This is a genomic window from Massilia sp. CT11-108 (genome assembly GCF_047302915.1).
Taxonomy (GTDB): domain Bacteria; phylum Pseudomonadota; class Gammaproteobacteria; order Burkholderiales; family Burkholderiaceae_D; genus Telluria; species Telluria orientalis.
In genome coordinates this window covers 1-14,045 of the sequence record NZ_JBKYMO010000105.1, presented here as the reverse complement: position 1 = coordinate 14,045, position 14,045 = coordinate 1, and the positions used below count along the sequence as shown (strand labels likewise).

The following is a 14,045-nucleotide window of genomic DNA, read 5'->3' as shown; positions in this document are numbered from 1 at the left end:
CACATGCCCTTGCTGCCGGCCGCGCGCACCGTCACGATGCTGCGCCTGCTGGCCGAGGCGGCCGGCAGCAAGGGCATGTGCGGCGGCCAGGCGATCGACCTGGACAGCGTCGGCCTCAGCCTCACGCTCGAGCAACTGGAACGCATGCACCAGCTCAAGACGGGCGCCATGCTGCGCGTGTCCGTGCTGTTGGGCGCCCTGGCCGGCCGCGACCTCGCATCGCACGAGCAGGAAGCGCTGGCCGCGTACTCGCGCGCCATCGGCCTCGCGTTCCAGGTCGTGGACGACATCCTCGACGCGACCGCCGACTCGGCCACGCTGGGCAAGACGGCCGGCAAGGACGCCGCCGACAACAAGCCGACCTATGTGTCGATCCTTGGGCTGGCGCCGTCGAAGGCGCTGGCGGAACAATTGCGGCAGCGGGCGCACGACGCGCTCGCGCCGTTCGGAGAACAAGCACTGCGGCTGCGCGAGATCGCGGACCTGATCGTGCAGCGGAAGGCATAAATGAAACTGCTAGATACCATCAACGACCCGGCCGACCTGCGCAAGCTGCCGCGCACCCAGCTCACGCCGCTGGCCCATGAACTGCGCCAGTTCCTGCTCGATTCCGTGTCGAAGACGGGCGGCCATTTGTCGTCCAACCTCGGCACCGTCGAGCTGACGATCGCGCTGCACTACGTGTTCAACACGCCGGAAGACCGCATCGTGTGGGACGTCGGCCACCAGACCTACTCGCACAAGATCCTCACGGGCCGGCGCGAGCGCATGCCGAGCCTGCGCCAGCTGAACGGCCTGTCCGGCTTCCCCAAGCGCGACGAAAGCGAGTACGACACCTTCGGCACCGCGCACTCGTCGACGTCGATCTCGGCGGCCCTGGGCATGGCGACGGCCGCGAAGATCAAGGGCGAGAAACGCAAGGCGATCGCCGTCATCGGCGACGGCTCCATGACCGCCGGCATGGCGTTCGAGGCGCTGAACAACGCGGGCGTCGAGGACGACGTCGACCTGCTCGTCGTCCTGAACGACAACGACATGTCGATCTCGCCGCCGGTCGGCGCATTGAACCGCTACCTGGCGCGCCTGATGTCGGGCCAGTTCTACGCGGCCGCGAAAAACGTCGGCAAGACGATGCTGCCCGCGCCGATGCTGGAACTGGCGAAGAAGCTGGAAGAACACGCGAAGGGCATGGTCGTCCCGGCCACGATGTTCGAGGAATTCGGTTTCAATTACATCGGCCCGATCGACGGCCATGACCTCGATTCCCTGATCCCGACGCTGGAAAACATCAAGAAGCTCAAGGGCCCGCAATTCCTGCACGTCGTGACGAAGAAGGGGCAGGGCTACAAGCTGGCCGAGGCCGAGCCGATCCTGTACCACGGCACGGGTAAATTCAATCCGAGCGAAGGCATCAAGCCCGCCAAGGCGACCAGGATCACGTACACCGAGGTGTTCGGCAACTGGCTGTGCGACATGGCGCATGTCGACAAGCGCCTGGTCGGCATCACGCCGGCGATGCGCGAAGGCTCGGGCATGGTCCGCTTCAACCAGGAATACCCGGACCGCTACTTCGACGTCGGCATCGCCGAGCAGCATTCGGTGACGTTCGCGGGCGGCCTGGCAACGGAAGGCATGAAGCCCGTCGTCGCGATCTACTCGACGTTCCTGCAGCGCGCCTACGACCAGTTGATCCACGACGTGGCGCTGCAGAACCTGGACGTGACGTTCGCGCTGGACCGCGCGGGCCTCGTCGGCGCCGACGGCGCCACGCACGCGGGCAACTACGACATCGCCTACCTGCGCTGCATCCCGAACATGGTCGTGATGGCGCCGTCGGACGAGAACGAATGCCGCAAGATGCTGACGACGGCCTACCGTTTCGACGGCCCGGCCGCCGTGCGCTATCCGCGCGGTGCGGGTATCGGCGCGGTCATCGAGCCGGCGCTGGACGTCATCGAGATCGGCAAGGGCATCGTCAAGCGCGAAGGCAAGGGCGTCGCGATCCTGGCCTTCGGTTCGATGGTGGCGCCGAGCATCAAAGCGGCCGACGGCCTGAACGCGACCGTCGCCGACATGCGCTTCGTGAAGCCGCTGGACGTGGAACTGGTGAAGCAGCTGGCGCAGAACCACGACTACCTGGTGACGGTGGAAGAGGGCTGCACGATGGGCGGCGCCGGTTCCGCCGTGGCCGAGGCGCTGGCGGAGGCGGGCATCGCCAAGCCGCTGCTGATCCTGGGCCTGCCCGACCGTTTCATCGACCACGGCGACCCGGCGCTGCTGCTGGCGTCCGTCGGCCTGGATGCGCACGGCATAGCCTTGTCGATCCGCGAACGTTTCGGCATCGGCGAACCGCGCCTGGTCGTCAACAACACCTGACCCTGCGCAGTTTGCCCCTCCGAAAAACGCCATCCCGGCCCGTCCGGCGGTGGCGTTTTTTGCTATGGCGAATCGGCCGACGCGTCCGTTGCGGGAAGCCTATAATCCCGCTTCATCGACTATCGAAAGCACCGTTCATGCTTTCCCCCGCCCTGTTCGAAGCCGTCTTCACTCACTCCCCGATCGGGCATTACCTGCTGTCGCCCACGCCGGAGGCGACCATCCTCGCCGTCAACGACGCGTTTTTGAAAGCGTCGGGGCGCACACGCGAGGAGCTGGTCGGCGTCAGCCTGTTCGAAGCCTTCCCGCGCAACCCCGACGACCCGGCCGACACCGGCGAAACGGTCTTGCGCCGTTCGCTCGCCCGCGTCGTGGCGACGGGGCAGCCGGACCGGCTGCCGGCCCAGCGCTACCCGATTCCCGTCGTCCTGCCGAACGGCGCGACGGGCTACGAGGAGCGGTTCTGGACCGCTGTCAGCACGCCGGTCTTCGGCACGGACGGCGCCATCCTGTGCATCTCGCACACGACCAACGACGTGACGGAGCAGGTGCGTTCGGAAGCCGCACTCCGCGAGAGCGAAGCACGCTACCGGGCATTGACGAATGCGACGGCGGACGTCGTGTACCGCATGAGCCCCGACTGGAGCCAGCTGCGCCAGCTCGATGGCCGCGGGTTCCTGAAGGACACGGCCGACGCGAGCCGCTACTGGATCGACGACTACATCCCGGCGGAAGACCAGGAGCGCATCCACCTGGCGATCGCCGCGGCGACCCGCGCCAAGTCCACGTTCGAGCTGGAACACCGCGTGCGCCGCCTGGACGGCAGCGTGGGCTGGACGTATTCGCGCGCGGTGCCGATGCTCGACGCGCGCGGCGACATCGAGGAATGGATCGGCGCCGCCAGCGACATCACGGAGCGCAAGCTGGCCGAGGAAAAGCTGAAGGAATCCGACCGCCGCAAGGACGAGTTCCTCGCGATGCTGGCGCACGAGCTCAGGAACCCGCTGGCGCCCATCGGCGCGGCCGCCGCGCTGCTGCAGCGCGCGCGGCTGGACGAGGGTCTCGTGCGCAAGACGAGCGAGATCATCGGCCGCCAGGTCGCCCACATGACGGAGCTGGTCGACGACCTGCTGGACGTGTCGCGCGTCACCCGCGGGCAGGTCGAGCTGGACGAGGCAGCGCTGGACATGCGCGCCATCGTGGCCGACGCGGTGGAGCAGGCGATGCCGCTCGTCCGTACCCGGCACCAGCAGCTGGACGTGGACGTCCCCGCGCACGCCATGCCGGTGATGGGCGATGCGAAACGCCTCGTGCAGATCCTCGCCAACCTGCTCAACAACGCCGCCAAGTACACGCAGGAGGGCGGCCGGCTGCGGCTCGCGGCCAGGGTGCGGGGCAACGAGGTCGTGGTGGACGTCGTCGACAACGGCATCGGCATGGCACCGGAACTGGCGGCGCGCGCGTTCGACCTGTTCGCCCAGGCCGAGCGCACGTCGGACCGCGCCTCCGGTGGCCTGGGACTGGGCCTGGCGCTCGTGCGGAGCCTCGTCGAGCTGCACGGCGGCACCGTCTCGTGCGCGAGTGCGGGGCCGGGCCAGGGCAGCCGGTTCACCGTGACCCTGCCGCTCCTCGCGGCAGGCGCCGCGCCGGCCGCGCCGTGCGACGAGGCGCTGGCGGCGCAGGAACGCGGCCTGTCGATCATGGTCGTGGACGACAACGTCGACGCGGCCGAGACGCTCGGCCTGCTGCTGGAAGCGTCCGGACACCGCGTGAGCATCGAGCACGATCCGCTGCACGCGCTGGAGCGGTCGCGCACGGAGGCGCCGCAGGTATGCCTGCTCGACATCGGCCTGCCGGGCATGGATGGCTACGAACTGGCGCGGCAGCTGCGCGCGCAAGCTTCCACCGCGCACGCGTTCCTCGTCGCCATCACCGGCTACGGCCAGGACAGCGACCGCCGGCTCGCCGCGGAGGCAGGTTTCGACAGGCACCTCGTCAAGCCGATCGATCTCGAGTCGCTGCGGGACGCGCTGGCCGGCGCGTCCCGCCCTACTTGAACAGGTCCTCGGCGCGGCGGTACAGGATCCACGACGTGGCCACGTACTTGTCGCCGCTCGTCGCGACGTGGCCCTTGTGCGTGTGGGTAAAGCCGGCCGGGGCGATGACCAGCCGGCCCTGGCGCGCCTCGACCTTGCGGCCCTGGTACAGGAATGCCGTCTCGCCGCCCTCCGCCACGTCGTTCAGGTAGAACTGGAACAGCAGCACGCGGTGCAGGGTCTCGCAGCTCGCGTTCTGCGGATAGATCTCGGAATGCCAGTGGTGGTAGCCGCCGCTGCCGCGCAGGTACTTCTGCAGGTTGATGGCGCCGAGACGGTACATCGCCTGGACCAGCGCATCGAGGTGCGGGCGGCCGCATTCGTCGAAGTTGTCCAGCGAGAGCGCCACCGGCTGGCCCGTGGCGGGATGCGCGACGGTCGGCGCGAGGGCGCCCAGCAGCAGAGCGCGGTAGCGGTCCATGTACTCGACCAGGTGGCGCCGCACGGCCGTCGCCATCAGGTTGCACACGTCGTGCCATTCCTTGTGCTGGCTGATGGTGATGTCCCAGCTGTCCTTCTTTGCCACGTCCACGCCCATGCCCGTGCGGCCGCGCTGGTGCTTGTCGCTGGCCTCGAAGCGGTCGAGGATGTGGGCGCATTGCCCGGGCGTGAGGGCGCCGTCGTAGATGCCGATGAAATCGTCGCTCATGTGGCTTGCTCCGCCGGCACGTGCAGCGACCGGGCCAGCAGGTGGCCGGCCAGCCAGCCGCCGATCAGGCCGCCGATGTGGGCCGCGTTGTCAGTGTGCGGATACAAAAAGCCTGCCGCCAGGTTGAACGCCAGGAACGGCAGCAGCGTGCCGCGCAGGTCGTTGACGACGGTGGGCGGGATGCCGCTGTTCTCGCGCCGCATGAACGCGAACAGGCCGCCGACGATGCCGAAGATGGCGCCGGACGCGCCCACGCTGTTCACGTGCGGATTCCACACCACGCTGGCGATGCCGCCGCACAGGCCGGCGACCAGGTACAGCGCGCTGAAGCGCAGGCTGCCGAACAGGCGCTCGACGAGCTGGCCCACCTGCCACAGCGCGATCATGTTGAAGGCCAGGTGCAGCAGGCTCCCGTGCAGGAACAGCGACGTGAAGAGGCGCCACGGTTCGCCGTGCAGCGTCCTGTCGCCCAGGTTCGAGCCCCAGTTGACGAGTTGGGCCGAGCGCAGGACCGCATCGTAGTTCGAATTCCAGCCCCAGCCCAGCATCGATCCCATCACGCCACCGGGCAGGCTGCTGCGCACGAGCCACATGAGGAAGTAGATGCCGATGTTCAGCGCCAGCAAGGTCCAGATCACGGGCGTCGACGGACTCCAGTAATCGATCCGGTCGTGGAATTACTCGCGCTCGGCGTGGGCGATGGCGAAGTCCTCGGTGCGACGTTGCGGCAGCAGGGCGGCGAGCTGCACCGCCGCCGCGGCGTCCTTCATGGCAAAGCCGATGACGAGATTCTCGCGCACGCCCAGCACGTGGAACATCACGTTTTCGCCGTCCGTCTGGACGTTGACGATGTCGACCATGCGCAGCCGGTGTTCCGCACGCTTGGCCAGGCGGAACGATCTGTGGATCTTGCCGCGCACGAGCACGAAGTCGGGTTCGACGACGACCCGGCCCTTGCCCCGGAAGTGGAACGAATTCGCGTGGAAGCGGACGTCGAAGGTTGTCGTCATCCGCACTCCGTCAGGTGCGCTTGCGTTCGTGCTGCCACAGCACGTCGCTGCCGCCCGCGTGGCGGTTCAGCACGCGCGCCAGCACGAACATCAGGTCCGACAGGCGGTTCACGTACTGGCGTGGCTGCGCGTTGATCGTTTCGAGCTTCGACAGCGTCACGATGGCGCGCTCGGCGCGGCGGCACACGGTGCGACACACGTGCGCGAGCGACGCGGCGCGCGAGCCGGCCGGCAGGATGAATTCCTTCAGGACCGGCAGGTCCGCGTTGTACTTTTCCAGCAGCGCGTCCAGGCGCGCCACCTGCTCGTCCTTGATCAGCTGGTAGCCGGGGATGCACAGCTCGCCGCCCAGGTCGAACAGGTCGTGCTGGATCGTGACGAGTTCCTCGCGCAGCTCGCCCGGCATTTCCTCGCACAGCAGCAGGCCGACGAAGGAATTCAGCTCGTCGACGTCGCCCAGCGCCGCGATGCGCGCGCTGTCTTTACCGGTGCGGCTGCCGTCGCCGAGGCCGGTGCTGCCGTCGTCGCCCGTGCGGGTCGCGATCTTCGAAAGTCGATTGCCCATGCTGATATCCTGCCCACGAAAAAAGATAGCCGGAGCATACGCCAAATCCTTGGGATTGTGCTTACAATCGTTCCATGATTCCCTCGATTCCAGTCGACCCCGGGCGGAGGCGGCAGGTGGCCGCCGCACTGCGCGCCGTCCTTCCCGCACGCGCCGTCCTCGCCGATCCCGAGGACACCCGTCCTTACGAATGCGATGGCCTGGCCGCCTACCGCCAGCTGCCGATGGTCGTGACCCTGCCGGACGACGAGGCGCAGGTGCTCGCGATCCTGAAGGTATGCCGCGACCTGGGCGTGCCCATCGTTCCGCGCGGCGCGGGCACGGGCCTGTCCGGCGGTGCGCAGCCGCTGGCGGACGGCGTCGTGATCTCGACGGCGCGGCTCAACCGCATCCTGCGCGTGGAGCCGTATGCGCGCACGGCCGTCGTGCAGCCGGGCGTACGCAATCTCGCCATCTCGGAAGCGGCCGCGCCGTTCAACCTGTACTACGCGCCGGACCCGTCGTCGCAGATCGCCTGCACCATCGGCGGCAACGTGGCCGAGAACTCGGGCGGCGTGCACTGCCTCAAATACGGCCTCACCGTGCACAACGTGCTGCGCGTGCGCGTCTGTACGATCGAAGGCGACGTCATCGAGCTCGGTGGCGCATCCCTCGATGCGCCCGGCCTCGACCTGCTGGCCGTGTTCATCGGCTCGGAAGGCATGCTGGGCATCGTCACCGAAGTGACCGTGAAACTCGTGCCGAAGCCGGCGCAGGCGCAGGTGATCATGGCGTCGTTCGACGACGTGGCGACGGGCGGCAACGCGGTCGCCAGCGTGATCGCGGCCGGCATCATCCCGGCCGGCCTGGAGATGATGGACCGGACGTCCTCGCGCATGGTCGAGCCGTTCGTGAAGGCGGGCTACGACCTGGACGCGGCGGCCATCCTGCTGTGCGAGGCGGACGGCACGGCGCTCGAAGTGGCGGAAGAAATCGCGCGCATGGCGGAGGTGCTGCGCGAGGCCGGCGCCAGCGCGATCACGGTGTCGCAGACCGAGTCCGAGCGCCTGCGCTTCTGGTCCGGCCGCAAGAACGCGTTCCCGGCCGCCGGCCGCATCTCGCCCGACTACTACTGCATGGACGGGACGATCCCGCGCAAGCAGCTCGCGCACGTGCTGGCGCGCATCGAGGAGATGGAGACGACGTTCGGCCTGCGCTGCGCGAACGTCTTTCATGCGGGCGACGGCAACATGCACCCGCTGATCCTGTTCGACGCCAACCTGCCGGGCGAGCTCGATCGCGCGGAAGCCTTCGGCGCCGCCATCCTCGCGCTGTGCGTGGAAGTGGGCGGCACCATCACGGGCGAACACGGCGTCGGCGTCGAGAAGATCGATTCGATGTGCGTGCAGTTCGGCGCCAGGGAGCTCGACGCATTCTTCACGGTGAAGCGCGCGTTCGATCCGGGCATGCTCCTCAATCCCAACAAGGCCATTCCGACACTCCACCGCTGCGCGGAACTGGGCCGCATGCGCGTCAGCGGCGGCGTGCTGCCGTTTTCTGATCTGCCGCGCTTTTGACCATGCAGAATCTCGTCGTACACTTTCAGGAACTTGTGCGCAACGGGCGCCCCTTGCGCATCCGCGGCGGCGGCACCAAGGACTGGTACGGGCAGCGGCTCGAAGGCGACGTCCTCGATACGCGCGACTACACCGGCATCGTCGACTACGAGCCGACGGAACTCGTGATCACGGCGCGCTGCGGCACGCCGCTGGCGGAGATCGAAGCGGCCCTTGCGGAGCGTGGGCAGATGCTGGCGTTCGAGCCGCCGCATTTCGGCTCGCAAGCCACATTGGGCGGCGCGATCGCGAGCGGTTTATCGGGACCGCGCCGCGCGAACAGCGGCGCCGTGCGCGACTTCGTCCTCGGCTGCAAGCTCCTGGACGGCAAGGGCGACGTGCTGTCGTTCGGCGGCCAGGTGATGAAGAACGTGGCCGGCTACGACGTGTCGCGCCTGCTGGCCGGGTCGCTCGGCACCCTGGGCCTGCTGCTGGAAGTGTCGATAAAAGTGCTGCCGCGCGCACCGCGCGAAGCGACGCTCGTGTTCGAGGGCGTGAACGAGGTCGATGCGATCCGCAACCTGAACGAATGGGCCGGCCAGCCGCTTCCGGTCTCCGCCAGCTGCTGGCACGACGGCATGCTGGCGCTGCGGCTGTCCGGCGCGAATGCCGCCGTCGACAATGCCATCCGCACGCTCGGCGGCGACGTGATGCCCGACTGTGCCCGCTTCTGGGCCGGCCTGCGCGAACAGCAGCATCCGTTCTTCGCAGGGGACATGCCGTTGTGGCGCCTGTCCGTGCCGTCCACGGTCGGCGCCATCGTGCCGGGCAGCCCGCAACTGATCGAGTGGGGCGGGGCGCAACGCTGGCTGCGCGCGCCGGGTGACGCGGCGACGGCGGAACGCATCCGCGCGACCGTAGCAGCGTGCGGCGGCCACGCGACGCTGTTCCGCGGCGGGGAAAAAGGCGTCGGCGTGTTCCAGCCGCTGGCGCCGGCCATCGCCCGCATCCACGAGCGCCTGAAAGCCGGGTTCGACCCGGCCGGCATCTTCAATCCCGGCCGGATGTATTGAGGGACCATGCAAACGAATCTCGCCGATTTCATCAAGGGCACGCCCGAGGGCATCGAGGCCGACGCGATCCTGCGCGCCTGCGTGCACTGCGGCTTCTGCACCGCCACGTGTCCGACCTATCAACTGCTGGGCGACGAGCTGGATGGCCCGCGCGGCCGCATCTACCTGATCAAGCAGGTGCTGGAAGGCGAGACGCCCACGCGCAAGACGCAGCTGCACCTCGACCGCTGCCTCACGTGCCGCAACTGCGAGACCACGTGCCCGTCCGGCGTGAAGTACGGGCGCCTCGTCGACATCGGCCGCAAGGTGGTCGAGGAACGCGTGGCGCGTCCGTTGGCGGACAGGGTGAAACGCACGACGCTGAAGGAATTCCTGCCGCGTACCGGTCTGTTCAAGCCCGCGTTCAGGGCGGGACAGGTGGTGCGCCCGCTGCTGCCGTCCGCGTTGCAGGACAAGCTGCAGCCGGCGCGCGCGCCCGGCCGCTGGCCCGTGCGCGACCACGCGCGCAGGATGCTCGTGCTGGCGGGCTGCGTGCAGCCGGCGATGGCGCCGAACGTCAATGCCGCGACGGCGCGCGTGCTCGACGCGCTCGGCATCCAGCTCATCGAAGCGCCGCAAGCCGGCTGCTGCGGCGCCGTGCGCTTCCACCTGAACGACCAGGACGGGGGACTCGCCGACATGCGCCGCAACGTCGACGCGTGGTGGCCGTACGTGGAGCAGGGCGGCGTCGAGGCCATCGTGATGACGGCATCCGGCTGCGGCGTGACGGTCAAGGACTACGGCCACCTGCTCGCGCACGACGCGGCGTATGCGGCAAAGGCGGCGCGCATCTCGGCGCTGACGAAGGACCTGTCCGAGATCATGTGCGACTTCGAGGGCGAGATCGCGCGGCTTCTTTCGGGCCGCATCCATGAGCGCGTCGCGTTCCACCCGCCGTGCACCCTGCAGCACGGCCAGCAGATCCGCGGCAAGGTCGAGGGCGTGCTGCGCGCGGCCGGCGTCGATGTCGTGCTGTGCGCGGAAAGCCATCTGTGCTGCGGCTCGGCCGGCACGTATTCCGTGCTGCATCCCGAGCTTGCGCACGCCCTGCGCGACCGCAAGCTCGCCAACCTGGAAGCGACGGGCGCGCAGCAATACGTCTCGGCCAACGTCGGCTGCATCGCGCACCTGCAGTCCGGGACGGCGACGCCGGTGACGCACTGGATCGAGCTCGTCGACCGCGCGCTGACGAGCGGTTGATTCGTCCTATAATGATCTTGCCGTTGCGTTCATCCAGAGCGCATTCTTTCAGGACGTACTTGCATGACCGAGCCGCTTGCCTCCCGCCGCACTTCACGCAAACCCGCTTACCGCGTCTCCACCGGCGTGCCGGGGCTGGACGACATCCTCGGCGGCGGCCTGACCGGGGAGCGGGTGTACCTCGTCGAAGGCACCCCTGGCACGGGCAAGACGACCCTGGGCATGCAATTCCTGCTCGACGGCGTTGCCAAGGGGGAAGCCGGGCTGTACATCACCCTGTCGGAAACTGCCGATGAGCTCGATGCCGTCGCGGAAAGCCATGGCTGGTCGCTGGACCAGCTGGCGATCTTCGAACTGGCCAGCGACGGGGCGCTCGATCCTGAGGCGCAGCAGTCGATCCTGCACCCGGCCGAGATCGAGCTGGGCGAGACGGCGCGGGGCGTGATGGAAGAAGTCGACCGCATCAATCCGGTGCGCGTCGTGTTCGACAGCCTGTCGGAAATGCGCCTGCTGGCGCAGAATCCACTGCGTTACCGGCGCCAGATCCTTGCACTCAAACAATTTTTTGCGTCGCGCGCGTGCACTGTGCTGATGCTGGACGACAAGACCAACCAGTCGGACCAGCACCTGCACAGCATCGCACATGGCGTCGTCAGCCTGGAACAGATCGCGAAGGAATTCGGCAAGGAACGCCGCCGCGTCAATATCATGAAGATGCGGGGCATCAAGTTCCGCGGCGGTTACCACGACTACATCCTCGACACGGGCGGCCTCCGCATCTTCCCCCGGCTCGTCGCGGCGGAACACTCGGCGGCGTTCACGCCCGTGACGCGCTCCACGGGATCGGATGGACTCGACATGCTGCTGGGCGGCGGCCTCGTTGCCGGGACCAATACGCTGTTCGTCGGGCCGTCGGGCGTCGGCAAGACGACCGTCGTGGTCCGCTGCATGCTGGCGGCGCTGGAGCGGGGCGAGAAAGCCTCGTACTACCTCTTCGACGAAGGCATGGGGACGTTCTTCACGCGCGCGGCCACCCTCGGGCTGGACCTGGCGCCGCACCTGGAGTCCGGGCTGCTGACGGTGCGCCATGTCGATCCGGCCGAGCTGGCGCCGGGCCAGTTCGCCCAGATGCTGCGCGACGCCGTGGAAATCGACGGTGCCGCCTTCATCGCCATCGACAGCCTCAACGCCTACCTGCAGGCGATGCCCGGCGAGCAATTCCTGCTGCTGCAGATGCACGAGCTGCTCGCCTACCTCAACCAGCAGGGCGTCACGACGGCGCTGATCCTCGCCGAGCATGGCGTCGTCGGCGAGGGCGCGCGCGACGTCGATCTCAGCTACCTGAGCGATGCGGCGATCCTGCTGCGTTACTTCGAATCCAGCGGCAAGCTGCGCCGTGCGATCACCGTGTCCAAGAGCCGGACGGCGCACCATGCGCTGACCATCCACGAGCTCCAGCTCGGTCCTGACGGCGTCGACGTGGGTGCCGCGCTCGAAGGCTTCGAAGGCGTGTTGACGGGCTTGCCCACCTACCGCGGCTCGACGCCCATGATGGCCGTATCCGACGCCAATGCCTGATCATCGCGAACAACGCGTCCTGGTCCTCGCCCCGCACGGGCGCGACGCCGACGTGATCGCCGGGGTCGTCGAGCGCGACGGCGTCGGGTGCGAAGTCGTTCCCGGTGCCGATGCGCTGGTCGAAGCGATCGGGCAGGGCGCGGCGGCGGCCATCGTGGCGGAAGAGGCGCTGTCGGCGCGCACCCTGGCGCGCATCGCCGAGTGGCTCGCGCAACAGGAACCGTGGTCGGATTTTCCGTTCGTCGTCCTGCTGGCCAAACGGTACGGCGCCGCGCCGGCGCAACTGAAGGCGACCTTCGCCGCCCTCGGCAACGTCCTCCTGCTCGAACGGCCGTTGAGCGCGGACACGCTGGCCACGGCGGCAGGGGCCGCGCTGCGCGCGCGCCGGCGCCAGTACGAGGCGCGCGAGGTGCTGGCGCAGCTCGAGTCGCTGAACGCGAACCTCGAGGCGCGCGTCGAGGAGCGCACGCGGGCGCTGGCGCAGGCCAACGACCGGCTCACGGCCGAAATCATGGAGCGCGAACGCGCGCAGCAGGCGATGGCGCAGGCGCAGAAACTCGAATTCCTCGGACGCTTCACCGGCGGCGTCGCGCACGACTTCAACAACCTGCTGAACGTTATCCAGGGGAACATGGAGCTCATCGGCATGTTCTCGCGCGAGGAATCGACGCTGGCCCGCGCGAAGACGGCGCAGGCGGCGTGCCGGCGCGGCGCCAAGCTCACGGGCCAGCTGCTGACGTTCGCGCGCGACCAGTCGCTGGACCTGCGCCCGCTGCTGGTGCGGACACTGTTCGAGAGCGTCGAGGAGCTCGCGCGGCCGGTGCTGGGGGCGGGTGTCGAGCTCGTGCTGTCGGTCGACGACGACGTGGACAGCGTGCTGGCCGACGCGAGCCAGATGGAAATGGCCCTGCTCAACCTGATGATCAACGCGCGCGACGCCATGAGCGGACGGGGACGTATCCGCCTGCAGGCGTCGTGCGCACGACCGCCCGCCGGGACGCTGGCGACGGGCGACTACGTCCGCGTCGCGGTGTCCGACAACGGCCCTGGCATGTCGCCGGAAGTGGCGGCGAAAGTCTTCGAGCCGTTCTTCACGACCAAGGCCGTGGGCAAGGGCACGGGCCTGGGCCTCAGCCAGGTGTATGGCATGGCCCAGCAATCGGGCGGCGCGGCGTTCGTGCACAGCGTCCCGGGCGAGGGCGCGACGATCGAGATCTGGATGCCCGCCGCGCATGACGCCACGGCGTCGGAGCGGCCCGCCGCGGTCGACCGCCGCAAGCTGGCCGGCCTGCGCGTGCTCGTCGTCGAGGACGACGAATCTGTGCGCGCGGGGATCGTCGATGCCCTGCTGGCCCTCGGCTGCAACGTGTCGCAGGCGGGCGACGGCGGGGAAGGGTTGGCGGCACTGGAGGGAGGCCGGCCCGGCCTGCTGCTGACGGACTACCTGATGCCGGACATGACGGGCGTCGACCTGGCGGTGCGCGCCCGCGCGCTGTTCCCGAGCCTGCCCGTGCTGGTGGCGACGGGGTACGCGGACATGGGCGCGATCGAACACGCGATCGGCAGCGACGCCGTGCTGCGCAAGCCGTTCCAGCTCGCCGAGCTGGGCGCGGCCGTCGCCCGCGTGGCCAATCTGGGCTAGCGCAATCGGTGGTATAGTCCATCGACCACGCAGTTAATCTCCGATGCCTCTCGGTCGGCGCAAGACTTTCATAGCCCGACCCGACCAGGAGCCACCGATGATTCCCCAATCCCATGCCGTCCATCTCGGCCAGTTGGTGCGCGACCACCAGGCGGCGTTGTGCGCCGCGTGGCTGGAACGCGCCGGCGCGCCGTCCGTCCCTGCGCACTGCGAGCGCTTCCTGCAGGCCTTCGATGTTGCCGGCCTGCGGATCGTCGACCGCCTCGGCGAAGGCCTGCAGGA

Annotated in this window: 13 protein-coding genes; 9 read left to right on the top strand and 4 right to left on the bottom strand. The window is 68.6% G+C overall.

The window, feature by feature from the left end; all coding sequences use genetic code 11:
- The 3 genes from ACEN88_RS11220 to ACEN88_RS11210 all read left to right on the top strand — a co-directional run.
- The coding region (locus ACEN88_RS11220; RefSeq protein WP_413339621.1) for a polyprenyl synthetase family protein at positions 1-507 on the top strand (507 nt) is incomplete at its 5' end.
- Positions 508-2,376 (top strand): 1-deoxy-D-xylulose-5-phosphate synthase, encoded by a 1,869-nt coding sequence (gene dxs / locus ACEN88_RS11215; protein ID WP_413339619.1) that lies wholly within the window; start codon positions 508-510, stop codon positions 2,374-2,376. It begins immediately after the preceding gene.
- A gap of 137 nt (positions 2,377-2,513) precedes the next feature.
- Complete coding sequence (locus tag ACEN88_RS11210) at positions 2,514-4,433, top strand: ATP-binding protein (RefSeq protein ID WP_413339617.1); 1,920 nt, start codon at positions 2,514-2,516, stop codon at positions 4,431-4,433.
- Here the strand turns inward: ACEN88_RS11210 and ACEN88_RS11205 are convergent.
- The 4 genes from ACEN88_RS11205 to ACEN88_RS11190 are packed head-to-tail and all read right to left on the bottom strand — an operon-like array spanning position 4,426 to position 6,696.
- Positions 4,426-5,121 (bottom strand): 2OG-Fe(II) oxygenase, encoded by a 696-nt coding sequence (locus tag ACEN88_RS11205; RefSeq protein ID WP_413339615.1) that lies wholly within the window; start codon positions 5,119-5,121, stop codon positions 4,426-4,428. The two genes, ACEN88_RS11210 and ACEN88_RS11205, sit on opposite strands and share 8 nt — an antisense overlap.
- The gene (locus ACEN88_RS11200; protein WP_413339613.1) at positions 5,118-5,759 is read right to left on the bottom strand and encodes a rhomboid family intramembrane serine protease; all 642 of its coding nucleotides are present in this window, start codon (positions 5,757-5,759) and stop codon (positions 5,118-5,120) included. Before ACEN88_RS11200 ends, ACEN88_RS11205 begins: the two co-directional genes overlap by 4 nt.
- A gap of 39 nt (positions 5,760-5,798) precedes the next feature.
- Positions 5,799-6,131 (bottom strand): hypothetical protein, encoded by a 333-nt coding sequence (locus tag ACEN88_RS11195; protein ID WP_413339611.1) that lies wholly within the window; start codon positions 6,129-6,131, stop codon positions 5,799-5,801.
- A gap of 10 nt (positions 6,132-6,141) precedes the next feature.
- Entirely contained in the window at positions 6,142-6,696 is a 555-nt protein-coding gene (locus tag ACEN88_RS11190) for a cob(I)yrinic acid a,c-diamide adenosyltransferase (protein ID WP_413339609.1), read from the bottom strand.
- A 74-nt stretch (positions 6,697-6,770) separates the two neighbouring features.
- On the opposite strand from ACEN88_RS11190, the gene ACEN88_RS11185 reads away from it, so the two are divergent.
- The 6 genes from ACEN88_RS11185 to ACEN88_RS11160 all read left to right on the top strand — a co-directional run.
- Positions 6,771-8,252: an FAD-linked oxidase C-terminal domain-containing protein gene (locus ACEN88_RS11185; protein WP_413339607.1), complete on the top strand. Its 1,482-nt coding sequence runs from the start codon at positions 6,771-6,773 to the stop codon at positions 8,250-8,252.
- Positions 8,253-8,254: 2 nt separating this feature from the next.
- On the top strand, positions 8,255-9,304 hold the full coding sequence (gene glcE / locus ACEN88_RS11180; RefSeq protein ID WP_413339605.1) for a glycolate oxidase subunit GlcE: 1,050 nt from the start codon (positions 8,255-8,257) through the stop codon (positions 9,302-9,304).
- Between the two features lie 6 nt (positions 9,305-9,310).
- Positions 9,311-10,543 carry a glycolate oxidase subunit GlcF gene (glcF, locus tag ACEN88_RS11175; RefSeq protein WP_413339603.1) on the top strand — a complete coding sequence of 411 codons (1,233 nt, stop codon included), beginning with the start codon at positions 9,311-9,313 and terminating at the stop codon, positions 10,541-10,543.
- Between the two features lie 63 nt (positions 10,544-10,606).
- Positions 10,607-12,121, top strand: a complete 1,515-nt coding sequence (locus ACEN88_RS11170) for an ATPase domain-containing protein (protein WP_413339601.1) — start codon at positions 10,607-10,609, stop codon at positions 12,119-12,121.
- Positions 12,114-13,763, top strand: a complete 1,650-nt coding sequence (locus ACEN88_RS11165) for an ATP-binding protein (RefSeq protein ID WP_413339599.1) — start codon at positions 12,114-12,116, stop codon at positions 13,761-13,763. The genes ACEN88_RS11170 and ACEN88_RS11165 overlap by 8 nt, the downstream gene beginning before the upstream one ends.
- 97 nt (positions 13,764-13,860) lie before the next feature.
- Positions 13,861-14,045: hypothetical protein (locus tag ACEN88_RS11160; protein ID WP_413339598.1), on the top strand; the 185-nt coding region annotated here is incomplete at its 3' end.

Excerpts from the sequence above, each read along its gene's own strand:
- dxs (WP_413339619.1), top strand. The coding sequence starts at position 508 with ATGAAACTGCTAGATACCATCAACGACCCGGCCGACCTGCGCAAGCTG.
- ACEN88_RS11210 (WP_413339617.1), top strand. The coding sequence starts at position 2,514 with ATGCTTTCCCCCGCCCTGTTCGAAGCCGTCTTCACTCACTCCCCGATC.
- ACEN88_RS11205 (WP_413339615.1), bottom strand. The coding sequence starts at position 5,121 with ATGAGCGACGATTTCATCGGCATCTACGACGGCGCCCTCACGCCCGGG.
- ACEN88_RS11195 (WP_413339611.1), bottom strand. The coding sequence starts at position 6,131 with ATGACGACAACCTTCGACGTCCGCTTCCACGCGAATTCGTTCCACTTC.
- ACEN88_RS11190 (WP_413339609.1), bottom strand. The coding sequence starts at position 6,696 with ATGGGCAATCGACTTTCGAAGATCGCGACCCGCACGGGCGACGACGGC.
- ACEN88_RS11185 (WP_413339607.1), top strand. The coding sequence starts at position 6,771 with ATGATTCCCTCGATTCCAGTCGACCCCGGGCGGAGGCGGCAGGTGGCC.
- glcE (WP_413339605.1), top strand. The coding sequence starts at position 8,255 with ATGCAGAATCTCGTCGTACACTTTCAGGAACTTGTGCGCAACGGGCGC.
- glcF (WP_413339603.1), top strand. The coding sequence starts at position 9,311 with ATGCAAACGAATCTCGCCGATTTCATCAAGGGCACGCCCGAGGGCATC.
- ACEN88_RS11170 (WP_413339601.1), top strand. The coding sequence starts at position 10,607 with ATGACCGAGCCGCTTGCCTCCCGCCGCACTTCACGCAAACCCGCTTAC.
- ACEN88_RS11165 (WP_413339599.1), top strand. The coding sequence starts at position 12,114 with ATGCCTGATCATCGCGAACAACGCGTCCTGGTCCTCGCCCCGCACGGG.